The sequence below is a fragment of the Nocardia sp. MDA0666 genome, assembly GCF_003023875.1.
Taxonomy (GTDB): Bacteria; Actinomycetota; Actinomycetes; order Mycobacteriales; family Mycobacteriaceae; genus Nocardia; species Nocardia aobensis.
In genome coordinates this window covers 73,222-94,760 of the sequence record NZ_PYHT01000012.1, presented here as the reverse complement: position 1 = coordinate 94,760, position 21,539 = coordinate 73,222, and the positions used below count along the sequence as shown (strand labels likewise).

The window sequence follows — 21,539 nt, the reverse complement described above, 5'->3', positions numbered from 1 at the left end:
TCAACCGAGCATGTTGTTGACTGTGAACACGAACATGGCGATGGTGGCTCTCGCGAAGTCCTCGGTGTTCAGGCTGCCAGCGGCACCGAGTGAACCTGCTCGATCCAGCTGGTCGGCCCTTGTGGGATGCTGCCTACCTCGCTTCTCGGCCTTCTGACGCAGTGCCGTGGCGATCTTGCGGATTTGCCACCGGTGTGCGCTCGGTAGTCCAGGTAGGTGTCGGGCGGAAAGCGTCCGACGGTGCGCCGCCGCCGACTATCCGGAATCGCTTTCCGGCGCAGCGTCCGGCGTGTTCAGTCGGACATTGTCGGCGCGCAACAGCGGCAGCGTGGGTCGATCGACGTTGAGCTGAGCGCCGAGATTGGCGACTGCCGATCGGGCGTACGGGTAAACCGACATCACGCCGACCTTCTCGGCGAACTCATGCGCAACCTCGGGTGGGACGGTCCCCGGAGGATCGATAGCGAATACCGCGCCGGCGTCGACCTTGTACTGTGCACCACCGCCTTCGACGGCAGTCTGGCAGCGGATCTCGATCTCGGTCGGCTCGATGCGGCTCACTACTTGAAGCGAAAACTGTTTGTCTTCGGTGTCGGAGCGGCGCCCGGCGATTTCGTAGAAACGCACATCGGTCAGCTCCACATGGTCCACGAGATCGCCTACGGCCACGTAGACGTGTTCCTTGCCGGCCGGGTCGGTCATGCTGCCAGCGTGTAGGTGTCGATCGAGCCCATCGCGACGTACGCGTCGTCGCTGTGCACCGTGACAGCGACCTCCGGGGCCGTGAACCGAGGCTCACCGACCGGCAAAGTGAAGACGTTGAACCGGGAAAGCCCCTGCCGCATCATCGTGTCGAGGACGCAATGGTCGGCAAGAGTCGGCAGGGCCGACTCGTTCAGTTCCGCGGCACCGGTTTCCTCGATCCAGCGAACGACGCTGGCCCACAGCCATGCACCCCCGGCAACCAACGTAACGGGGACCGGGAACGGCTTGGCGTTGTGGCGCTCACCGCGAACCCAGTTGCCGACCGCTTGGCGTGACATACCCACTCGATCGGCGATGTCCTGCCGAGAGACGAGGTCCGGGTACGTACGTAGCGGCGCGAGGTCGGCCGCGGCGAGCTCTTTTGCTGCGTGCAGGCCTGCCTCGATCGCGCTGTGCGCATCGACGAGAGTCGTGGCAATTGTCAATCCGAGCGCACCGCTGATAGTCGTGCCCGGGAGCGCTTCCATCGCTCGATCGATGCGGGGATCGTCAGCCTCGACCGTCTCGATCACAAAAGCAATCTCGAACTCGTGGGCAGTCATGGTTGTATTCTCCGTGCCATCCGTGCTGTTGTCAATCGACAACGGTGTCGCACCCGGCTTCGCAGCTGTGGTCTTTCCGCAGTTCGGAGATAGTTTTCTCGAGGTATCGGCAGGCGCGATCGAGGGTCCTGGCCTGGCTCGCACCGTCACCCTTCGGCGTGTGGTCGAAGCGAGCGAACGGAGCCGGGGGCGGAGCCCATCGAAAACCTGGATCCGGCGGCCAAAGCGCGTATCCGTGTCCCTGCTTGCGAATTCTCCAGCCCTTGGCCAGCCACGTCTCAACTGTCTTCGGAATTTCCTGCGTTCCCTTGTAAGACCGGCGAACCTCAGCGAGGCTCGATTCCTCCCATTGGGTTGCGTCCCCCACGGTCGCTCGCTCCTCCCCACCGGTCGGGCACGGTGTTCGCCCGGCCTCGAGCCAGCGGCAGTTACGCGGCTCAATCCTACTGCGTCCGGTCGACCCCGTGGCTCGAAGGTATTGTCCTGCAACCACAGTGGAGAGCAGCCGAGGGGTGTGCGGAGATGGTCGGTCGGGGTCGGTCGAGAGGAACCATGCAGGCACGGCATTACCTCGACGCTGCGGGGCCGGTGGGATGTCTTCGAGTCACCAACGCCGAGAGCCACATCCGCGGGCCATGCAACTTCCACGTACCCGAGGTGTGGCTCTGGCTGTGGCTGTTCTTTCATCAACTGACCGTCGAGAGAACGGCGCTCATCATTGTGCGAACCGATCGTTGCGGACCGAGATGGTGAATGCGGCCCAGTCACCCGCCGCGAATACGAGGGCCGGGCCGGTCGGATTCTTCGAGTCGCGGATGCCGACCGCGCCGTCAGCTAACCAGGCGACCTCCACGCATTCACCGTGTGCCTGGCTGTAACTGCTCTTGAACCACTCTGCGCCGCAGAGGTTTACGGTCACTGGTGGTACTCCTTTGCCGCTTTCCGCAACAAGATCCTGCTATCCATGGGACTCAGGGAGGCGTCGCGCACCGCTGCCGCTATCGCGCGATAGCGGGCCACATCATGTTCCTTCTGCAGAAAGATGTTCGCGGTCACCGCCTCGATATAGACGATGGTGGGCTCGACTGGCCTCCCCTTCCTGTCGAGGCCGAAATCCATGATTATGAATGGTCCCGGCAGGACGCCCATCGGCATACCAGCGCTGTACGGCAGGATGCGGACCTCGACGTTCGGCCAGGTGCTCGCGTCCGCGACGTGCCGCAGTTGTGTGCTCATTATCTTCCGGCTTCCGACGAGGCGGTAGAGCGCAGATTCGTGCAGCACCACGTTCAACGTGACCGGCGCGGCCTTCCGCTTGATGATGATCTGGCGCTTCATGCGGAGATCGACGCGACGTTCCAATTCGGGCTGAGTCTCGGCGAGGAAGCCGGACATCATCGTCCTTGCGTATGCCTCGGTTTGCAGTTGTCCAGGTATCAGTTCTTGATACGAAAATAACTGCTGTGCAGCACTTTCCAACTCGACATAGTGGTTAAAGTTGTTCGGAAGGAGCCCCGCGTACTCCTGATACCAGTTCTTCACCGAGGCCTGCTCGGCCAAATGCTTCAACGTCGCGGTCTCGGACGCCGAACGCTCGTATATCTCGCACAAGTGCTGCACGATCCGCACTCGAACCTTATCGGCAGTCCCCCTCTCGAGCCGATGCAACGTCGTCGTGCCAACCTCCACCAGCCGGGCGGCTTGCGCCATCGTGAGCCCGATCTCCTCGCGATACTGGCGCAGCAGCCGGCCCAATTGGCGGCGTGGCAGGGTGCTGTCTTCCTCAGCCATCTCTTCTGGTTACCCCTCGGTAGACGGAACAGTGGACAGCAGGGAGCGGAACCAGTTTGCCATAGCCGACGGAAATGATTCTGCGGATTCGCCGCTTCTCCAATGGATTTCCGTGGCGAGGTTGTTCCTGGTCAGGGCAGGTGCTGTCGTTGGGGATGCGCGGCACCCGGCTCGAGCAGGGAGCCCTCGCCGATCACTGAACCCGTCATCGCGGTGGTCGGTGGGAAGTCGGATGCCGGGTGCCGCGCTCCGAATGTCACCAAATATCCGTCACATCAACGAGGTTTTCCATGTCTGCGCTATCGAGGCCGCAATCGGGGCCGCCGTTCGCCTGTGAGGTGTCCGGCGACGACGGCACACCGAGAGCAGTCGGTTTTATACGAAATAACGTTGCGAGACTGGACAATTCGCGTCACATCGTCGCGATGCGTCGGCACGCCGCCATGCTCGGGTACCGATACGTGTACACGGTGGGTCCGCCCGATCATCTCGACGATCCGATCGGGTACCTCCTCGATGTCGTCTGCGGCATGTCCGTCGCGGCGGTGATCGTGTTCGACCTCGAGGCGGTGGATCATTCGCCGGCGCGGGTGTGTGAGATCTGCGATCTGGAGACAGTCTGCCCGCCGGAGACCTGGGCGCGGGTGTGCATGAATGATGCACGGGCGCACGATTTTCCCGATCACTCACTGTCAGTGCAGGAGGCGGCGCGCGTCATGCAGCAGCATCGGCAGTGTTCGGTGCTGGAATGCGCGCGCAAGTCCAGCGCGCTCACCCGGCTGGTGACGGACGGCAGGCTGACACCGCCCGCAGTCACCGCGGCTGATCGAGCCGGCGAGCGTGGAATGGCGTTGTACAGCCGGACTCCGGGAGGGCGGGCCCGGTATGGGTGGTGAACGATTCACCGAGTTCGGCGGGTTGCGGGCCGTCTGGCGGATGCGCCGCGGGCCGCGCGGATGGATCGAGGTCGCGGCGGTGTACGACACGGGCGTGGTGTCGGGGCGGATCGTCGAATTCGCCGCGGGCACCGATCTGGTCGAAGTACGTGAGCGCTATCCGAGGTGGAACCGGTTGTGGGATCTGGTGCAGCGCGAATTCTGGGCCGACCTCGCGATGGCGGCGGGTTGTTCGCCGGTGACGTGCCGGTGGTGCGGTCGGCCCGCTGGGGAGCGCCCGTGACGAATCGGATCGGATCCTCGCAGGCGTCGCCGATCGGTACGGTGCCGCGGGTGCTCCCCGATGCTCTCGGACTGGTTCGGCTCGTGATCTCCGGGCCGTCCGCTGCGGCTCATGCGCTCGAAATCCAATGTCAGGCACATCATCTCGGCTACCACTGGCTATCCACGATCCGGCTGCCCGAAGGTATTCGCGACCCGGTCGGCTATGCGCTGGCCGTTGCCGCGGGCCTGGGAGTTGCGGCGATCATCGCGCCCGACGTAGCTCACGTGGACGACCAGCCTGAGCGGATCAGCGCGGACTTCGACTTCGCGACCGTCACGCCACCGCGTGTCTGGCGCAGAGGAGCGCTGAAACCCGTTGCCGTTCAGGGTCTCTTGCTGAACGATTGCACATGGGAACCCACGCAGCTCGAACGTGACTGCGCGCGGCTGCTGTGGGAATCGCATCGCGACTGCTTCCCCGACTGCCTGGCCCGGCTCGCCGCAAGCGCGGCGCTGTCGGCGCTGGACGAGGTGGATTGAGAGCCGCGCTCGCGAAAGATGGAACTTCGGCCTTCTCAAAGCGCTGCACCTTGTCGGCGACCCGTGATACACCAGCCGGGTGGCGAGGATTCAGCATCTGTCGATGAGGGTGCCGTGGCGGGACCGGGCGTGGGACCAGTTCGTCTGTGACGACCCGCTGGGCAATTCGTCCTGCACGTTGTTGACAGGGATCGGAAAGAACCGTGACGACACGTATGAGGTCGAGCACGCCGGTGCCGGGATCGACAGCATCGAGCAGGGAAGGCTGCCATGTCTGAGCGAGCGCGGGACGTTCATGTCGCCGCTCGGGTACTCGGTGGTCAAGCAACATCCCTACCGTCACAATTCGGCTCTGCACCTCGAAGATTCCGTTGTGGCTCTGCCTGGTTACGCGTTCGAGGCGGTGCCCTTTCGATGGCTGAACAGGCAGTCGCTGTGTGACGAGATCGGGCACGATCGTGTCCCAGGGTTCGTCCAAGAGGCGGAAGACGCCGCCGACGCGGCACTGTCGTACCAGCCGCCGTGGATCATGGACGGCGACAACCAGCGAGCGGTGATGGAGGCGTTCTTCGAGCCGGTCGTCGTGGACGACTCGCTGGTATTCGTGTACCTCAAGCATTCACCGCTGCAGGAAGAGCGCGCCGACCGGCTGCTGGTAGGCGCGGCACGCATCACACGAGTAACGCCGCCACCACTGTGGAATCAGTCCGGAACCCCGCCGTTCAGTTCGGTGATGTGGGAGACGATCGTCGAGCACTCGCTACGCCCCGATATGCGCGACGGATTCCTCTTGCCCTATCAGCAACTGATCCCGCTGCTGGATGCCGGGGCGGACATCGATGTGGCGCTCGCGTGGGCGCCGGAAGGACGAGCGACCGAATTCTCCTATGTCACCGAACACCTTTCCGACGACGCGGCGATCGAAGCGTTGACCTCACTGCAAGCCGCGGCACGAGGAATGCGGCAGCTGGGTGTCCCGGTGCCCGATGCCGGAACCGATTGGTTGCAGCGGCAGATCGAGCGGCTGTGGCAGTTGCGCGGGCCGGTGCCGGGGCTTCCCGGGGTGCTGAGCATCGTGGGCGTTCAGCGACCATACGTTGCGGCGCGAGCGCTACTTGCCGAATGCGACGACGAACAAGACCCGTGGGAGTTGCTGGACGCGGTGTTCGCGTCGCCCGCCGGTGCTCCGGATTCGGTCCGGCCGCACATCGGTGCGATCCAAGCCCGCATTTGGAGCAAGCTGCCGGACACCGAGCGTGCGGTCTTGCGATTGTTGTCGGGAATGGACATATCCCCGGCACAGACACGGATGTTGCTGGAGGGGGAAACCGAAGTCGAGATGGAAGGTGCGGACCTGCTGACGAATCCGTACTTCGCCACGACCTGCACCTATGGCCAGGCCGACCATGTCGGATTCACGACCGTAGATCGTGCCCTCTTCCCGCCGACTCACGTCAGCTGGCGTCCGTCCATTCCGGAGGATGTCGATCTGCGCGAGCACCTGGATCGTCGGCGAATCGAGGCGCTGATCACCGATGTGCTCGAACATCGGGGCCGCGACGGTGACACCGTTGTTCCCCAAGGGGAGGCGGTCGAGCTCGCGAATCGTGTGCCACTGGCACAGCCACCGAATCTGTCCGCGAAGATGCTCGCGGGTCTCGACCTCGATCAGGACGGGATGGCGGACTGGTCGGAGTGGTCGCCCATTCGCGGCGTCGAGCTTGCCGACGGCACGCCGGCCTACAAACTGGAACGCTATGAGACGACCTCCGAGGTGATCCGAGACTGGATTTCGCGCCAGCGAAATCGGCTGGCTCTCGGTGAGATCGCTTCTGCCCGAGATGTTTTGGATCGTTCCCTCCGTGCCAACCGGACCGTCTCCGACCGGGTCGACGAGCTCGAAGATCGCGCCCGCGAGGAGAAGGCCGCAGGTCTGTCCGCACTGCACGACGCGGCGTTGTCGGTGCTCATCGGGCCCGCGGGAACCGGTAAGACGACGTTGTTGCGCGCGCTCGTCGAGCAGGTGGACGTGTCGCCCGATCGGATTCTGCTCCTGGCGCCGACCGGAAAAGCCAAGGTGCAGCTCGAAACAAAGGTGCAGCTCGACACCAAGGGGAAGCTACCGGCCAAGACACTGGCGTCGTTTTTGACCGCGACCGACCGATACGAGGCAGACACCGGTCGTTACGTGCTGTGGGGACAGGACCGGCCGCGTGGCAACTACGACGTGGTGATCATCGACGAGGCATCGATGCTCACCGAGGAGATGTTGGCGGCGACCCTGGACGCGCTGGGAGATGTCGGGCGGCTGATCCTGGTCGGCGACCCGCGCCAGTTGCCTCCGATCGGTGCGGGGCGGCCGTTCGTCGACTTGGTGAATACGATGCGTCCCAACGAGTTCAGCACGTGGGTGCGAGTATCGCCAGGTTATGTGGAACTCCAGATTCCGCGCCGCCAGCTCGCCGACGGCAGTCACGGACGGCGCCACGATCTGGAACTGGCCGCTTGGTTCGGAGACAACACCAGGGGTGCCGGCGATGAGGACATCTGGGCGGAACTGGCGGCGGATGCCGACCTCCCGACCGTGCGTTATGTGCAATGGGGAAACCGCACTGCGATCCAGGTTCTCACCGACGAACTCAATCGACATCTGGGTTTGGAGGATGCCGAAGATCTCGAGCGGGCCTTCGCGCAGACCTACGGCGGCGTCGTCAACGGCGACTATCTGAACTGGAACAAGGGAGCGGGCCAGCGCGCAGAAGACTGGCAGATTCTGTCACCTACGCGCTCTCGGGCGTTCGGGACCGTCGAGCTCAACAGGCACATCAAGCGAACATTTCGGGCGGGTGACACGGCGTGGGCTCAGCGTCAGGCGCGCAGCAACATCCCCTATCCCATCGGCCCGGAGATGATCGTCCGAGGCGACAAGGTCATGCAGACCAGTAATAAACGACTGCGGGCCTGGCCCAAGGACGGAGCGATGAACTATGTCGCAAACGGCGAGATCGGTGTCGGAATCGGCTATGTGACGCCGGCATACAAGATGCCCAAGCGGAAGCTCCCGTTGAAGGTGGAGTTCTCCTCGCAGCTGGGCTTCGAATATTCCTATTGGCCAACCGATTCCGATGATCCACTGCTCGAACTGGCGTGGGCGGTAACGGTGCACAAATCACAGGGGTCGGAATTCAAGACGACCTTCTTGATGCTGCCCGCGCGTGCGAGAGTCTCACGAGAACTGATGTATACCGCGCTGACCCGTCAGCAGGACAAGGTCGTCATACTCCACGAGGGCACCCTGACCGACCTGCGGGACCTGGCACACCCGTGGCGATCGGAAACGGCGCGGCGTCTGACCGACCTTTTCCAGCCGCCGCAACCGGTCGACTTGGAGGTGCGTGGCGAAGCCCGGCGCTTCGACCGCACCTTGATGCACGTGTCGGCGAATGGAATCCCCATGCAGTCGAAGAACGAGGTCATCATCGCCGGACTGCTCGACCGGCTGGTGCCCGGCCGCTGGACCTACGAACAGCCGCTTGCCGGGGGCGACGGACGAATTGTCCATCCGGACTTCACCATCTCGACGGGGCACGGTCGTCCCGTGTACTGGGAGCACGCGGGGATGCTCGATCTGCCTGACTACGCCCGGAAATGGGAGCTCAAGAAGCAGTGGTACGCCGAGAACGGCATCCTTCCGCACGAAGAGGGCGGTGGTCCGAACGGCACTCTCATGTGGACCGATGACCTGCAGGGAGCAGACGCGCAAGCGTGGTTGGCCGAGGCGGCGCAGGTGCTGGGCGCGACCCCGGCCGCCGAGGCGTCGCCAGTGATGGGTGGCCGGGCGCGCCGGGTCGCCAAAAAGGCTGTCCCACGGCGGAAGTGAGCCGGTGCGAAGAGGTCGACAGCCTTGGCGCTGATCCCCGGGTCAGATTGCACGAAACCCGGGACTGGTCACGCCTCGGCCCATCGCCAGGAAGGGGCCGGTCCGATAACTCGCGAGGAAGATCGGTCTTTCGGCACCGACTTCGTGCAGCGCTTCGACCGCAAGAACATTGACTAATCGGGCGAGGTTTGCACGAAAAATTCAGACCACAGCGTTCGCCTTCGGGCGCACCTCTCGCTCGTCCGGGACGTCTGGACGATATGCACGGCCCGCTGCGTGTAGCCAGGCGGGTGCCGTGTTACGCGAAGTGGTCAATCGACCAGTGGAATAACGCTGCCGCAGGGTGCGCGCCTTCTGCTCACAGGACGCCTGTCCGTTTTACGAAAACGCTAACTGGGGGGCTGCCGGAGCCCCTATCCTCACCAAGCACGAGGTGACGCTGTCGGCTGACGGCGAATCCCCTGCGGCGCTTGTTGGTTCATTCTCTGGAGTCACCCCCTTTGTCAACCCCACCTTCCGACCTGCCTGCGGCCCCCGGCTGCCCTGTTCATCAGGCCGGCACCCCCTTCGACACCGACGGCCCCCGAATCGTGCTGGACACACCGGCATTCGTCGCCGACCCCCACAGCGCCTATGAGGCGATGCGCCGACGCTACGGCTCCATCGTGCCGATCGAGCTGGCGCCCGGCGTGCCGGCGACGCTGGTCATCGGCTATCACACCGCGTTGCAGATCCTCAACGATCCCGACCATTTCCCGGCCGACCCCCGGGCGTGGGAGCGAACCGTTCCCGCGGATTGTCCGGTGCGGCCGATCATGGAGTGGTATCCGAACGTGATCCGCAGTGCGGGCAGTGCGCATGCGCGGTATCGGCAGGCGTTCACGGCAGCTTTCGAACGGGTCGACCTGCATGAACTGCACACCACCGTCGAGAAGATCGCCATCCCGCTGATCAACGAGTTCTGCGAGTCGGGTTCGGCGGATCTGGTGTCGCAATACGCATTTCCGCTGGCTTTCGAGGTGCTGAACCGTATGGTCGGCTGTTCGGCGGACCTGGGCCGGCGCGTGGCCACCGGGATGGCTGCGATCTTCGACACGGTGAACGCCGCATGGGGGATGGACCATATGAGTCAGGCGCTGATGGAGCAGGTGCAGCTGCGCCGCGCCGCGCCCGCCGACGATGTCACCTCACATCTGGCCCACCATCCGGCCAAGCTCAACGACGAGGAGATGGTTCGCAACCTGATCGTTTTCTACGGCGGGGGCATCGAGCCGCAGCAGAATCTGATTTCCAACACCCTGTTGCTGATGATCACCGACGAGCGTTTCGGCGGCGACATCCTCGCGGGCAGCCTGTCGACGCGCGATGCGCTCGACGAGGTGCTGTTCACCGATCCGCCGCTGGCCAACTTCTGCATGACCTATCCTCGCCAGCCGATTCTGATCGACACCACCTGGCTGCCTGCCAATCAACCGGTCATTATCAGTCTGGCTGCGTGCAATAACGATCCCGAGATCGCGGGCGGCGACCGTACCGGTAACCGCTCGCATCTGGCCTGGGGTGCGGGCCCGCATGCGTGTCCGGCCCGTTCGGTGGCGTATCTGGTGGTACAGGATGCGATCGATCAGCTGCTCGACGCGCTGCCGGAAATCCGCCTCGCTGTCGATCCGAGTGAGATCAGTTGGCGGCCTGGGCCGTTCCATCGCTCGATGACGGCACTGCCGGTCACGTTCCCGCCGTCACCTCGGCTGCATCTGGTCTAGGTGAGGCGGTAGGCGGTGTAGCGGACCGTGGTCGCTTCCCGAATCGCCGATGCCACGAAGAGGGACCGTTCCAGTTCCGCGAGCCGCGGATTCGACGTCTCCAACCGCACGACCAGGCGGAAATAGTAGTCCGACGGATCGACCGGGTCTCCCCGCAGCAACGCCTTCAGCACCTCCGGCGCTCCGCTGCGGATGCCGGAGGTCCGGAGGTAGATGTGGGCGCCGTCCGCGGTGCGCGCCGAGTAACGGGTGTCGATCTCGATGGCGCCGTCGGGGCGGATCACTTGCCAGTCCGCACCGCCGGGAAGGATGTCGGCGTCGAACAGGCCGCTGACCCGGCCGCCGACGATCGGTACGACGCGGCGGTGGCCGGCGCGGGTCACGCCGTGGTCCTCCGGCGCGCCCAGGCGTGCCTCCACTCGGAACGCCACCTCCAAGCCGGGCAGTGCCGGGGCGCTCACGATGACCACACCGGCAGTTCGAACCGCGACGGAGACACTGTGCCATGTGAAATCTCTTGCGTCGCAGGATGAATGGTGGCTGCGGTGGCGGCCGGCTCGCCGGATCCGGGATTGCGGGCGTATCGCGGGTGGGCGCCGGAACTGATCTGCACGCTGATGCGATGGCCGGCCGCGAACCGGTGGAAGGTGGGCCACAGCCGCACCTCGACATCCCGGAAACCGTCCGCGTCCGGCGCCGGGTCCGTCTCGGTCGTGGCGATGCTGCCGATGCGGCGGATACCGTCGCACACGGTCATCGACCGCCCGTCCGGGTGGAGATCGCAGATCCGGACGAAGATGTCGGCGCTCGGTTGCGACGATCGAAAGCTGATGCGCGCCACCGGTTCTCCGGCGACCGTGACCGAGGTGGTGAGCGGCTCGCCACGGAATACGGTGACGTCGGCGCGACGCTCATGTGCGGCGTTGTCGACCGGGCTCGAGGTCGGACCCAAGCTGGGGCCGCCGACGGCGGGTGTGGGATCGGCGGGGTCGTAGACGTAGCTGGTGATGCCGCCTTCCGGGCGATCCGGGCCGAGCTCGCGTGCGGCGTGCAGGTACAGCGTTTCGCTCGCTGTGCCCGACGGTGGCCAGGTTTGCAGGTCGTGCCATTGTTCGGCGCCGGTGAGATAGGCGCGCACCGGTGCTACCCGCTTGCTCGGAGCATCGGCGAAATGCTCCTTCAGGAATTCCACCGTCTCGGCGACCGTCGGTGCGCCCATATCTCGGGTGAGATGGCCCCACGGGCCGACAGTGAGGCGCGGTGGTCGTCCCGCTTCGGCGAGCTGTGCGTAGTTGCGCAGCTGCCACGGCAGGAAGATGTCGTACCAGCCGGTGATCATGTACACCGGCGCCGTGACGTCGGGGACCGAGGCGGTATGCGACTGCTGGGTCCAATACTCGTCGGTGAGCCGCTCGTGACCGACCCAGTCCTGGTACCAGTGCACCGTGCGACCGTTCGCGGCCACATCGCCGCCGGACAGCGGGAGCACGTCGAATGCCTTGCGCAGCTTGCGATCCGGACGCAACTGACCCAGCACCAGGGCGAGCAGCTCGCGGTGGATCATCCGATCCATCATCTGCGTCCAGCCGAGTGCGTTGCGCAGCGCGAAGGCCGCGTTGTCCCAGGTGATGGCACCGAAATCGGGCATCGTCACGACCAGGCAGAGGGCATCGGGCGCGATGTCCGGATTTTCCTTCTGCAGCTTTCCCGCCACCGCCCACTGGGTGAAGCCCATATAGCTGGGTCCGAAGGTGACCACCGGCCCTGTGCACCAGTCTTGTTCGCGAACCCAGCGATGGGTCGCGATACCGTCGCGCTGCTCGTCGATCTGCGGGGTGAACACACCGCGGGAACCCCAGGTTCCGCGGCAGCTCTGGAACAGCACCGGAAAACCCTCGCGGGCCAGGGCGCGGGCATGGCCGGCGACGGGTCCGCTACGCCCGTACGGGCCACGGATCACGATCGTGGGCAGCCTCGGATCGGAGTTGCCGATCGGCGTGATCAGATCGGCGAGCAGCTCGACACCGTCGTCCATCGGGACGCGCAGGTTCTTGCGGACGGCGATGTCGTGCGGACCGGGAACCAGTCCCTTGATGATCCGCGTTTGAATCCACCGCGAAAGGCGCTGGCGGGGCCTGCTCATTCGGTTTCCTCCGTGGTCTGGAGTCGTTGGAGAGCCTCGCGCAGGCGTTCGAGCGCGGGGAGGGCGGTGGCCAGGGCGGCGCGGTCCTCGGGATCGAGAGTCGCCGCCGCGGCGTTGATGAGAGCGCCGCTTGCCTGGTCGAAGCGAGCGAACAGATTGTGGGCCCGCGAGGTCGTCGCGATTTCGACGTGGCGGCGGTCGCCGGGCCGGGGGCGGCGTTCGACCAAGCCGCTCGCCTCCATCGCGGTGAGCAGATTGCTGACCGTGGGACGGCTCAGCCCGAGTCGTCCGGCCAATTCGCTCGAGGTGCTGACGGTGCCGGGCGGCAGGGCGCGCACGATTTCGATCTGCGCATCCGGGATATCCGGGAGATGTTCGGCGGCACGGGCGGCGGAGAGCAAGCTCCGGCGCAGCGGTGAGATGACCGATGCCAGCCGGGCGGGATCGAGATCGGTCACGAGACGTGCCCCTCGCTGGACGGTGGGGTCAGCGACGGCCGGTTGTTGAGCGTGTCGCGATCGAATCCGGCGGCCTTTTTGTAGCCGGTGGCGATGGCGGCCAACTCTTTCGGTGAGATGACGTCGTGGATGTGCGCGAACCCGTTCGGCGCGCGTTCGTGGGCGAGAACCATGACTTGCTCGGGACCCTGCTTGCGGTTGCTGTGCACCAGGGCTGTCGTGGCGGGGCGTCGATCCTGCTCATAGGCGGCGAGAGCCCCGTCGGGAGTGCGCGCGGTGGCCAGGTGGAACGCGAGGGTTCGGGCATCGAGGATGGCTTGTGACGCACCGTTCGAACCGTTCGGGTACATCGGATGTGCCGCGTCGCCGAGCAGGGTGGTCCGCCCGTATGTCCAGCGGTCGAGCGGGTCGCGGTCGACCATCGGATATTCGAGGATTTCGTCTGCGGCACCGAGTAATTCGGGTACGTCCAGCCACGGGAAGCGCCAGTCTCGGAACAGATCCACTATCTGCGCCGGTGCGACTGCGCGATTCCAGTCGGCATTCTGCCCGCCGAATCCGACTGTCCGGCGCTCGGCGATGACATTGATCGCGTCGCGGATCGGATACGCCACGAACTTCTGCTCGGCATCACCGGCCATGATCATCGTGCGACCGTCGAGGAAACCGGGAAGCTTCGCTGTCCCGCGCCACAGCGTCAGTCCGTTCCAGACGGGTGGGCCCTCGTCCGGCTGATGCTGGTGGCGTAGGGCCGAATGGATGCCGTCGGCGCCGATGACGAGATCGGCGTCGACCGTCAATTCGCCTGTCGCCGTGGCGAAGTGGGCACGACCGTCGGTGTTCGCGATGAGTAAGCGATGTCCGGTGCGGACGGTCTGCGCGCCGAGTCTTTCGTTCACGGCCTCGAGCAATTCCCTCTGCAGCGTGCCGCGATGCACCGACAGCTGCGGCCAGCGGTATCCGGCTTCGAGACCGCGCGGCTCACACCAAATCTCTTGTCCGAACCGGTTGTAATAGACCAGTTTTCGCGGCACCACGCTCAGCGCGGCCAACCGCTCGCCCAGGCCGAGTTCGGTCAGCTCACGCACGGCATGCGGAAGCAGATTGATCCCCACGCCGAGTGGCCGCAACACATCGGCGCGCTCGTACACAGCGACATCCCGGAACCCGGCCGCATGCAGGCTCAGAGCCGCGGCGAGGCCACCGATGCCGGCGCCGACGATCACAATCCTCATGGGCGGATAGTTTTGCAACAAAACTATTCCTGGTCAATGGGTGTGGTCGTTCGAGGTGCGGCGCGGCTGCCACGGGCATGAACGTCGAGGTCCGCGAGGTACTGCGGACGGGTGACCCACATGCGATCTGCTCGCCCGCTGATCCTGCGACCGGTTGGTGGATCGTGAACTTCTCCTGTGCGCCTGACTTCCTTATCTCTTGTGATGATCAATAAGTGGAACCGAGTGGGCGTCGCGTGCGTCCTAGACTCCAGGAGGACGTGTGCGCGGGGATCAACGGGAGGCATCGGTGATACGTAAGGCGGCTACGGCTGTGCTGGCGGCTGCGGTGGTGTTGGTGGGGGCCGGGTGTTCCTCGTCGACTTCGGGGACGGCTTCGCCGGAGACGAGTGATCCGAAGGTGGCGACGGCGGGGTTATGGGACCCGTGCACGCAGGTTACGGATGGCGTGTTGCGACAGGTCGGGATGGACCCAGCGACCAGGACCGTCAACATCGGCGGTGTCGCAGTGGACGGGTGGAAGCTTTGCTCCTGGCACGACAACCCTGACTACTACTACACGCTCGGGGTTTGGTCGTCGCTCTTCACCATCGATGATCTGAAGAAGAAGCCGGATAACATCGATTTCCAGGCAGTGACCGTTGCCGGAAGAAACGGCTTCCAGTATCGAACCGCTTCGGACAAGAACGGCACGAACTGCTACGTGGCCTTCCCCGCAAGTCAGGGGACTTTCGAGATCTCCATCTACAACATGAGCTCTCGCGCAACAGAAGTGCCATGCAGCCACGCCGTGAGCGCCGCTGCGGCAATCGTGCCGTTGTTTCCGTCCTGAGAGGGGGACCATGGGACACACCGAAGAAGTGACAATCTGGAAGTACCTTGCCGGCGAGTCCCAAGCTGGTCGGCTGGACCTCGATCCATCGGTCTCGCGCGACTGCTTGAAGGCTTGTGAGGATCAGCTGCAGGTCTACAAAGAGTGCAAGGCGATGTTGCTGCAGATGTCCAACGTGACTGGGCTGGGTGACTTCCCGGCTGCTGATCAACTCGCGAAGATGTTGGGCGCCAAGGCTGTCGGTGGCGAAGGTGATTTCGACTCCGCCTTCGACGAGCACATCCAGGTGCTGGAGTTGATCCGCGACACCATCAAGCACTCCGTCGACCGCCTCGTCGACCACGACCAGCAGAACGCCGGCACCATCGCCGGCTCCGAAAACCACTGACCGGGGGAGCATATGGTACTTCCACTCGTGCCGCTGGTTGCTGCCCTTTGGGAGCAGCACAGGGGCGGCCCGCCCGACTCTTTCGCGAATGCGCAGGGCGATCAGAGCCCGGACGCGACCGCGGCGCGCAACCGGATCAACCAGATCGTGAACGGCGGATTCGGAGGGCAATACCAGAACCCGCAGGTCGGGCAGGACGCGTACAAGAATCCGCAGAATATCGACAATCTGTACGACCGCATTCAGAAGATGCAGCCCAGCACGGTGGTGACGTTGCACAACTTCTGGGAGGGGCTGCGGAACAAAATCGAGAACGGGCACAACACTTTCGGGCCGCAGATTCAGAAGGCCATTCAGGAGAAGTGGCAGGGTGCGGCGGCTCAGAAGACAGCCGAGGGCATCAAGAGTTTCACCGACAAGGAGAAAGATCTGGTGAGCTCTGCCCAGTTGGTCAGCGAGAAGGTGAAGCTGGTTCGTTCGGCGGTGGAGATCACCAAACCTGCCGCGCAGCCGACGCCGCACACGAGTTGGACCAGCGATCTCGCCGGTTGGGTGCCGGGGCCGACGTGGAAACTGAACGACCACCGCAAAACTCAGGCCAACGCGGCGAACGAGCACTTGATCAACAACGTGTTCTACCCGGCCGTGCGCGAGAGTGATACGCAGGTGCCGTTGGCGCCTCGGCCATTCAATCCCGTGAATACTCCCGACGACAACACGGGATGGAAGCCGTCGGGAGTTCCGCCGGTAGGCCCGCCCTCGAAGGGCCCCGACGATGGCCACGGCCCCGGCGATACCAATCAGCCCAAACCGCCGAATCCCGATCAAGGTACAGGTGACGGCACCAAACCGAGCGCGGTCGACCCGTCGACATTGACCAACTCGGCGCAGAATCCCGCGAATACCGCCGCGGCGAGCGCCAACCCGGCTGGATGGGACCCGTCAGCGGCCGGCACACAGACCACCCCGTCGGCAGTAACGCCTTCGGGTATCGACCCACGGACCGGGCTCCCGTACGGTTCGGGCGGGCCCGGCGTGGCGGGAACCGTTGGCGGCTCCGGCAATTCCCCCGGTCGCGGTACATCGGTGCCAGGCGCCGGCGCGCCGGGGCAAGGGACAGCTCGTGGGTTGGCGACCGGAGTGGGCAAGGGGGCAGCCGGGATGAACGGTATGCCCGGCATGATGCCGCCCGGCGCCAAGTCGAAGAAAGAGGACGAGAAGACCCACAAGTCCAAGATCAGCGAGGAATTGGTGTCGCGGGACAACGGCGACGAACTGACCGGCCTCTCCGAGGAACAACGGCAGAAGACCGTCCCGCCGGTCCTGGGTGAATAGCCCATGGCAGGTTGGACTTTCAGCGCGCTCGGCTTCACCGTCCTGTGGCGTGCCGCCGGACACGACGTCCTGCCGTATCCCTTACAGTTCCGCTCCACCGCCGAGACGTCGGACGAGCTGGAAGCCCAGTGGAAAGCCGAAGCCGCCGACCTCGCCGGCCGCATCGACGACAACGCCGAAGCCGCGGTGCGCATCCTCCACGGTCCCGAATCACGCATCGAGATCGCCGGATTCGCCGCCGCGGCGAACGGTTCGGGCGATCTCGAGCAGATGGGCGATCCGCGCCATCGCGTCCGCATCCACGCGGCCGTGCACTACCGGCAGGCGGTCCTGGTCACCCAGCAACCCTCATCCGACCCGGAAACCGGTGGGACCGTGCGGATGTCGCTCCTGCGCGCCGAAAACCTCACCCGCCATCTGCTCGCCGCCATCCCCGGCCCGCGATTTCCACATCATGGACTACTCCGACGGCCGCTACCTGGTCCGTCACACCAAACACGACCTGCGCGCCGACCCCGCCGACACAACCATCGTCCAGAACCACCTGCAACGCCTCATCGACGCGACGGTCCAGGGCTTCCGCGAGGACAACGATCCAAGTTATGCGTGAAGGCCTGGACGCCGACGCACGGTTTCTGAACTTCGGTAGGTTGTCCTGGAAGGTTTGCGCGAAGAGGGGGAATGATGAGCACACCCGAACCGGCTGTCTCGGCGGACCTGGAGCAGGTGAAGGCGCTGGGCGTTACGGCGCTCGGGATCGCGAATCAGTGCCGCGACGGACTGACAGCCCTCGAGGCAGATGTGCGAGAGGTGTTGGAAGGCTGGACCGGTAACAACTCCGATGCATTCTCCGCCGGGTGGGACGAGTTTCATCAGGGTGCGATCGAGGTGTGGGATGCGCTGGTCGAGTTGGCATCCAAGCTCGGCGTAACCGCCGACACTCTCCGTACGACGGATCAATCATCGGCCACCGGAATCAGCTTGAACATGTCCTGAGGGGGATCGCATGACACCGGACGCACGCCGATTCTCGGTGGACCTCGACAAGCTCGACGGTCTGGCCGCGCGAATTCGAGGATTCGCCGGCTTCATCGACGACCAGTTGAAGGCGATCGACGGTAAAGCCAAAGAGGCCGAAGGACATTGGACCGGTGCGGCAGCGACCGCCTACAGCGAGGCGCACCGCGAATGGTTGTCCGGTGCGGCTGAACTCGCACACGGCCTGAAGACACTCGAGGACGCCGTCAAGCATGTCCACGAAGCGCACACGACTGCAGTCTCCGACAACCTGAAGATTCTCGGCGTATGACGAAGCTGGACGTAGATCCGAAGACTTACTATCAGGCCGCGACAAATTGCTTCGATGCGGCGGCCGCGCTTCGGGACAGCTTCCTGTTCATCTTCAACGAGTTATCCACTTGCGGTTCCATGGCCGGCGTAGACCAGGACGGGCAGAAATGGGCCCAATCCTATAACTCGGCGGCATGGGAGGCCGTCGGCTTCTTCGAGGACGTCCACAACACACTCAACGCATACGGTACTGCGCTCAACGATATCGGCTTCAACCACGCCCAGTCCGACGCAACCTTGAAGGGCACGCCGCAGCCGGATCGACCCACGGACCCACCCGTTCCGGTCTTCGGGCCCTTCTCGGTCCCCGCATCGGCGGGCGGTCCGGGCCACGGCATCGTCGACGCCGGGATCGACATGGCCAGCCACATCGGCATCCCCGTACCTGACGGCGATACCGGAAAGCTGGAGAAGGCCGCAGACGCATGGGACCGGCTCGGAACGATCTATCAGAACACCAACGCCCGCGACAAGGTAACCATCGCGTCCACATTGTTCGACGATGTGACCTCGCCGGACGCGGTCCACATCAAAGACGACCTGAAAGCCTTGTCCGACAACATCGATGCCCTCCTGACCTCCTGCACCCAGATCCGCGATTCCTGCCGTGCCTACAAAGACGCCCTGAAGGAACTCCGAGACGAAATCAAAGGCTTCCTCGAAAGCCTGGTCCAAGAACTCGCGATCGACGCCGCCATCACAATCGGCCTGTCCCTCATCAGTTTCGGTGCGGGCGCGGTGACGGCGGTCAAGGGCGCGGAGACGGTCAAACACTGGGCGACGAAGATCAAGGAGGGCATCACCGCTTGGCGCGGGCGCAAGGCCCTGCAGATCGCCGGACTCAAACAGGAGTCCAAAGATGCTCTGGTCAAGGCGCGTACGGCCGTGCGAGACCTGTACGAGCGCCTACGAATCAAGGCCCGTGGTGGTCGCGCTGTTCCCAAAGCGACGCTCAAGCAGGAACTTGACGGAGCGCAGGACTGGCCGAAGGGCAACTTACCGGTGATCAAGGGGCCTCCGAACGGCTACCTCGTAAAGCGTGATGCCCAGGGCAACATCACGAACTATTCTTACTATGATGCGGACGGCGTAGCGACGAAGCGTGTCGATTTGGTTGGTCGCTCACACGTGGATAAGTCGACCCAGCAAGAGATCCCGACACCTCATGTGGTTCTCGTTCAGAAGAATGTGAACCCGGAGACCGGCGAGATTTTTGCGAAAACACTGCCCAACACCGTGCGGCCAGCCCTGCCGGAGGAGATACCATGACGAACTCGGAAAACAAAGATTACCGTTTGGATGACATAATCCAGCAATCGAAGTCGTCCAATGTGTTTGTTCGATTGGATGCCCTACCCCGGCTAGCGGAGCGACTCGATAATCAGGACGTGCGTAGGCGCGTCGAGGAGATGCTCGGCGACGACGTAGTAACGGTCGAGGTGGACGCAGCCGATATCTTGGTCAGGCAGGGCGGTGAAGCAGGCCTGCTGGCGGTGCTGACAGAAATGGGTCGACGAACCGACGACCCGGATGTCGACTACATCGCCAATCGTCTCTATGAAATGGATGCCGGTGGCGAACTACCAGTCCTGACTATGGCGGCTGCAATCGATTCAGAGAAAATGACGAGCAACGCACGGATCGGACTGGAAAACTTGCGACAGTTGAGGGGTTTGCAGTAGCCGCAGAAGTGTCGGCGGAATCAGCGCGGACGAGCTCCGAGACCCGCGCGCAAAGCGCATATCGGTGCCTGTACGCCTGAGCGTCACGCAATCACCGTCTTCAACCGGTAGCGGGGACGACGACTGCTGTGCGTATCACGTCGCTGTAGGAGGAGGTTCGGTGATCAGTCGAGGCCGTTCCCGAGTCGCGTTGCGGGCGCTGCTCGACTTGTCGTACAGCACGCACTGGCGGAAGCGGGTCGATGCGGCCGAGAAGCTTGGTGAGATGGTGGACGAGCCGGTGGCGCGGGCGCGCTTGACCGAATTGCTGCATGATGCGGGAGATGTGGCGGTTCAGACGGCCGCTGCCGGCGCGTTGACGAAACGCGGAGGTGTGGCCGGCCTATTGGCCGTTCTCGAGGAAATTGGACGGCGGTCCGATGATGCCGACGTCGACTACATCGCCTATCAGCTCTACGGCATGGAGGGCACGGGGGAGTATCCCGTTCTCGATATCGCCTCGGAGATTGCCTCGGAGACGATGACGGCTCACGCCCGAATCGGGTTGGCCAGTATCGAACGGCTTCTGGGGCGAGATTGATTCGCCGGAGAGCCCCAAAAATTCGGAAGAAATACTTCATGGTCGATCAGCGAGCTTGTCACGCCATGCAAGCCATGCGCGGACGGTCGACATGTCGAAGTCGGGGCCGTGGACTTCTAATGTGAACATCGTCACGCCCTGTTCCAGCAGTTCGGCTCCGACTACCTCGGGGTCGCCCTGTACCCCTGCCGAAAGTTCGATCTCCCGCGGATCGCGGCCGATATCCGCGCAGTGTTTGATCAGTAGCTGCTTCTTGCGGGCGAATTCGGCGCCGGAGGAGAACCAGTGCCAGATGTCGGCGTGCTCGGCTACCAGGCGCAGGGTTTTCTGCTCGCCGCCTCCGCCGATCAGTACCGGGATCTTGCGAGTCGGCGGTGGGTTCAGCTTGGCGAAGCGCTGTTCGATTCGGGGGAGTGCATCGGCGAGTGTCTGCAGGCGGCCGGCGGGGGTGCCGAAATCGTAGCCGTACTCGGCGAAGTCGCGTTCCATCGCGCCGGCGCCGATGCCCAGGAGCATTCTGCCGCCGCTGATGTGGTCGATGGTGCGGGCCATGTCGGCGACCAGGTCCGGGTTGCGGAAGCCGACGGAGGTGACCATCGGGCCCAGGTGTACACGCGATGTCTGCTCGGCCCAGGCGGCGAGCATGGTCCAGCATTCGAAGTGCGTGCCGTGCTCGTCGCCGGAGATCGGCAGGAAGTGGTCCCAGTTGAAGATGATGTCCACGCCGATGTCTTCGGCCTGGGCGGCGGCGCTGCGGATAGCCGGGTAGTCGACGTGTTGCGGCGCGATCTGCACACCGATCCGGACGGGGCGCGGGTTCACAGTGGGCATGATCGGCAGCCTAGTTGAGCGCGCCTGCGGAGGAGTCGCTTCTGTTGCTCGGGATCACGGATGGTTCACCGGCTACCGTGCTCCGCCGAGCATCGGTTCGAACTGGCCGTCCGCGGACATTGCCGTGGCTTCCGAGGTTGACAGAAGGTGCCTGCCCATGCCCCGCATAGGTGCGAATTACCCTCTGTGGGAATAAGTCTCGTCTGCTCGCAGTTGTATAGGATCGCGTCTGTCACGGCGGATCCGGACCGATGCCTCGGCCAC

General features: G+C 64.1%; 23 protein-coding genes and 1 pseudogene. 15 read left to right on the top strand and 9 right to left on the bottom strand.

Annotation, left to right across the window (positions count from 1 at the left end; genetic code table 11):
• Positions 1-255: 255 nt before the first annotated feature.
• The 4 genes from C8258_RS18350 to C8258_RS18335 all read right to left on the bottom strand — a co-directional run bounded on the left by C8258_RS18350 (position 256) and on the right by C8258_RS18335 (position 3,098).
• The gene (locus C8258_RS18350; protein ID WP_106956229.1) at positions 256-702 is read right to left on the bottom strand and encodes a hypothetical protein; all 447 of its coding nucleotides are present in this window, start codon (positions 700-702) and stop codon (positions 256-258) included.
• Positions 699-1,307: an AlpA family transcriptional regulator gene (locus tag C8258_RS18345; RefSeq protein ID WP_106956228.1), complete on the bottom strand. Its 609-nt coding sequence runs from the start codon at positions 1,305-1,307 to the stop codon at positions 699-701. The genes C8258_RS18350 and C8258_RS18345 overlap by 4 nt, the downstream gene beginning before the upstream one ends.
• A 715-nt stretch (positions 1,308-2,022) precedes the next feature.
• Positions 2,023-2,226 carry a DUF397 domain-containing protein gene (locus C8258_RS18340; RefSeq protein WP_106956227.1) on the bottom strand — a complete coding sequence of 68 codons (204 nt, stop codon included), beginning with the start codon at positions 2,224-2,226 and terminating at the stop codon, positions 2,023-2,025.
• The gene (locus C8258_RS18335; RefSeq protein ID WP_106956226.1) at positions 2,223-3,098 is read right to left on the bottom strand and encodes a helix-turn-helix transcriptional regulator; all 876 of its coding nucleotides are present in this window, start codon (positions 3,096-3,098) and stop codon (positions 2,223-2,225) included. Before C8258_RS18335 ends, C8258_RS18340 begins: the two co-directional genes overlap by 4 nt.
• Before the next feature lie 239 nt (positions 3,099-3,337).
• Between C8258_RS18335 and C8258_RS18330 the strand changes: the two genes are divergently transcribed.
• From C8258_RS18330 to C8258_RS18310, 5 genes are all read left to right on the top strand, one after another.
• On the top strand, positions 3,338-3,994 hold the full coding sequence (locus tag C8258_RS18330) for a hypothetical protein (protein WP_146161263.1): 657 nt from the start codon (positions 3,338-3,340) through the stop codon (positions 3,992-3,994).
• Positions 3,984-4,277, top strand: a complete 294-nt coding sequence (locus C8258_RS18325; protein WP_106956224.1) for a hypothetical protein — start codon at positions 3,984-3,986, stop codon at positions 4,275-4,277. Before C8258_RS18330 ends, C8258_RS18325 begins: the two co-directional genes overlap by 11 nt.
• Positions 4,274-4,798: a hypothetical protein gene (locus tag C8258_RS18320; protein ID WP_146161262.1), complete on the top strand. Its 525-nt coding sequence runs from the start codon at positions 4,274-4,276 to the stop codon at positions 4,796-4,798. The genes C8258_RS18325 and C8258_RS18320 overlap by 4 nt, the downstream gene beginning before the upstream one ends.
• A 103-nt stretch (positions 4,799-4,901) precedes the next feature.
• The gene (locus C8258_RS18315; protein ID WP_233225171.1) at positions 4,902-8,678 is read left to right on the top strand and encodes an AAA family ATPase; all 3,777 of its coding nucleotides are present in this window, start codon (positions 4,902-4,904) and stop codon (positions 8,676-8,678) included.
• 500 nt (positions 8,679-9,178) lie between these two features.
• A complete protein-coding gene (locus tag C8258_RS18310; RefSeq protein ID WP_106956221.1) occupies positions 9,179-10,441 on the top strand; it encodes a cytochrome P450 in 1,263 nt (420 codons plus the stop codon).
• Here C8258_RS18310 and C8258_RS18305 read toward each other — a convergent pair.
• From C8258_RS18305 to C8258_RS18290, 4 genes are read right to left on the bottom strand one after another with little or no spacing between them, the layout of a single operon-like run.
• Complete coding sequence (locus tag C8258_RS18305; RefSeq protein ID WP_199195751.1) at positions 10,438-10,902, bottom strand: DUF3237 domain-containing protein; 465 nt, start codon at positions 10,900-10,902, stop codon at positions 10,438-10,440. The genes C8258_RS18310 and C8258_RS18305 overlap by 4 nt on opposite strands.
• The gene (locus tag C8258_RS18300; protein WP_106956220.1) at positions 10,899-12,584 is read right to left on the bottom strand and encodes a CocE/NonD family hydrolase; all 1,686 of its coding nucleotides are present in this window, start codon (positions 12,582-12,584) and stop codon (positions 10,899-10,901) included. The genes C8258_RS18305 and C8258_RS18300 overlap by 4 nt, the downstream gene beginning before the upstream one ends.
• Complete coding sequence (locus tag C8258_RS18295) at positions 12,581-13,042, bottom strand: MarR family winged helix-turn-helix transcriptional regulator (RefSeq protein ID WP_158271280.1); 462 nt, start codon at positions 13,040-13,042, stop codon at positions 12,581-12,583. Before C8258_RS18295 ends, C8258_RS18300 begins: the two co-directional genes overlap by 4 nt.
• Positions 13,039-14,277: a flavin-dependent oxidoreductase gene (locus C8258_RS18290; protein WP_106956218.1), complete on the bottom strand. Its 1,239-nt coding sequence runs from the start codon at positions 14,275-14,277 to the stop codon at positions 13,039-13,041. The genes C8258_RS18295 and C8258_RS18290 overlap by 4 nt, the downstream gene beginning before the upstream one ends.
• A 262-nt stretch (positions 14,278-14,539) precedes the next feature.
• On the opposite strand from C8258_RS18290, the gene C8258_RS18285 reads away from it, so the two are divergent.
• From C8258_RS18285 to C8258_RS18245, 10 genes and pseudogenes are all read left to right on the top strand, one after another.
• A complete protein-coding gene (locus C8258_RS18285; RefSeq protein ID WP_106956217.1) occupies positions 14,540-15,109 on the top strand; it encodes a DUF3558 domain-containing protein in 570 nt (189 codons plus the stop codon).
• A gap of 10 nt (positions 15,110-15,119) precedes the next feature.
• Entirely contained in the window at positions 15,120-15,497 is a 378-nt protein-coding gene (locus C8258_RS18280; RefSeq protein WP_146161261.1) for a hypothetical protein, read from the top strand.
• A gap of 27 nt (positions 15,498-15,524) precedes the next feature.
• A complete protein-coding gene (locus C8258_RS18275; RefSeq protein WP_158271279.1) occupies positions 15,525-16,832 on the top strand; it encodes a hypothetical protein in 1,308 nt (435 codons plus the stop codon).
• A gap of 3 nt (positions 16,833-16,835) precedes the next feature.
• Positions 16,836-17,285, top strand: a pseudogene (locus tag C8258_RS33655) (ESX secretion-associated protein EspG); the annotation flags it as partial.
• A 1-nt stretch (position 17,286) separates the two neighbouring features.
• Positions 17,287-17,442, top strand: coding sequence for a hypothetical protein (locus tag C8258_RS33245; RefSeq protein WP_157170186.1), 156 nt, complete (start codon positions 17,287-17,289; stop codon positions 17,440-17,442).
• Between the two features lie 71 nt (positions 17,443-17,513).
• Positions 17,514-17,828, top strand: coding sequence for a WXG100 family type VII secretion target (locus C8258_RS18265; RefSeq protein ID WP_106956213.1), 315 nt, complete (start codon positions 17,514-17,516; stop codon positions 17,826-17,828).
• A gap of 10 nt (positions 17,829-17,838) precedes the next feature.
• Positions 17,839-18,141, top strand: a complete 303-nt coding sequence (locus tag C8258_RS18260) for a WXG100 family type VII secretion target (protein WP_106956212.1) — start codon at positions 17,839-17,841, stop codon at positions 18,139-18,141.
• A complete protein-coding gene (locus C8258_RS18255) occupies positions 18,138-19,451 on the top strand; it encodes a polymorphic toxin type 24 domain-containing protein (RefSeq protein ID WP_106956211.1) in 1,314 nt (437 codons plus the stop codon). Before C8258_RS18260 ends, C8258_RS18255 begins: the two co-directional genes overlap by 4 nt.
• The gene (locus C8258_RS18250; RefSeq protein WP_146161260.1) at positions 19,448-19,864 is read left to right on the top strand and encodes a hypothetical protein; all 417 of its coding nucleotides are present in this window, start codon (positions 19,448-19,450) and stop codon (positions 19,862-19,864) included. Before C8258_RS18255 ends, C8258_RS18250 begins: the two co-directional genes overlap by 4 nt.
• Positions 19,865-20,054: 190 nt before the next feature.
• Positions 20,055-20,444 carry a HEAT repeat domain-containing protein gene (locus C8258_RS18245; protein WP_158271278.1) on the top strand — a complete coding sequence of 130 codons (390 nt, stop codon included), beginning with the start codon at positions 20,055-20,057 and terminating at the stop codon, positions 20,442-20,444.
• A 36-nt stretch (positions 20,445-20,480) separates the two neighbouring features.
• Here the strand turns inward: C8258_RS18245 and C8258_RS18240 are convergent, their stop codons facing one another.
• Positions 20,481-21,275 carry an LLM class F420-dependent oxidoreductase gene (locus tag C8258_RS18240; RefSeq protein WP_106956208.1) on the bottom strand — a complete coding sequence of 265 codons (795 nt, stop codon included), beginning with the start codon at positions 21,273-21,275 and terminating at the stop codon, positions 20,481-20,483.
• Between the last annotated feature and the right edge of the window lie 264 nt (positions 21,276-21,539).

What these genes read in the sequence shown, in the direction of transcription:
- C8258_RS18350 (WP_106956229.1), bottom strand. Translation starts at nt 702, where the DNA reads ATGACCGACCCGGCCGGCAAGGAACACGTCTACGTGGCCGTAGGCGAT.
- C8258_RS18345 (WP_106956228.1), bottom strand. Translation starts at nt 1,307, where the DNA reads ATGACTGCCCACGAGTTCGAGATTGCTTTTGTGATCGAGACGGTCGAG.
- C8258_RS18335 (WP_106956226.1), bottom strand. Translation starts at nt 3,098, where the DNA reads ATGGCTGAGGAAGACAGCACCCTGCCACGCCGCCAATTGGGCCGGCTG.
- C8258_RS18325 (WP_106956224.1), top strand. Translation starts at nt 3,984, where the DNA reads ATGGGTGGTGAACGATTCACCGAGTTCGGCGGGTTGCGGGCCGTCTGG.
- C8258_RS18315 (WP_233225171.1), top strand. Translation starts at nt 4,902, where the DNA reads ATGAGGGTGCCGTGGCGGGACCGGGCGTGGGACCAGTTCGTCTGTGAC.
- C8258_RS18300 (WP_106956220.1), bottom strand. Translation starts at nt 12,584, where the DNA reads ATGAGCAGGCCCCGCCAGCGCCTTTCGCGGTGGATTCAAACGCGGATC.
- C8258_RS18290 (WP_106956218.1), bottom strand. Translation starts at nt 14,277, where the DNA reads ATGAGGATTGTGATCGTCGGCGCCGGCATCGGTGGCCTCGCCGCGGCT.
- C8258_RS18280 (WP_146161261.1), top strand. Translation starts at nt 15,120, where the DNA reads ATGGGACACACCGAAGAAGTGACAATCTGGAAGTACCTTGCCGGCGAG.
- C8258_RS33245 (WP_157170186.1), top strand. Translation starts at nt 17,287, where the DNA reads ATGGACTACTCCGACGGCCGCTACCTGGTCCGTCACACCAAACACGAC.
- C8258_RS18265 (WP_106956213.1), top strand. Translation starts at nt 17,514, where the DNA reads ATGATGAGCACACCCGAACCGGCTGTCTCGGCGGACCTGGAGCAGGTG.
- C8258_RS18260 (WP_106956212.1), top strand. Translation starts at nt 17,839, where the DNA reads ATGACACCGGACGCACGCCGATTCTCGGTGGACCTCGACAAGCTCGAC.
- C8258_RS18255 (WP_106956211.1), top strand. Translation starts at nt 18,138, where the DNA reads ATGACGAAGCTGGACGTAGATCCGAAGACTTACTATCAGGCCGCGACA.
- C8258_RS18250 (WP_146161260.1), top strand. Translation starts at nt 19,448, where the DNA reads ATGACGAACTCGGAAAACAAAGATTACCGTTTGGATGACATAATCCAG.
- C8258_RS18240 (WP_106956208.1), bottom strand. Translation starts at nt 21,275, where the DNA reads ATGCCCACTGTGAACCCGCGCCCCGTCCGGATCGGTGTGCAGATCGCG.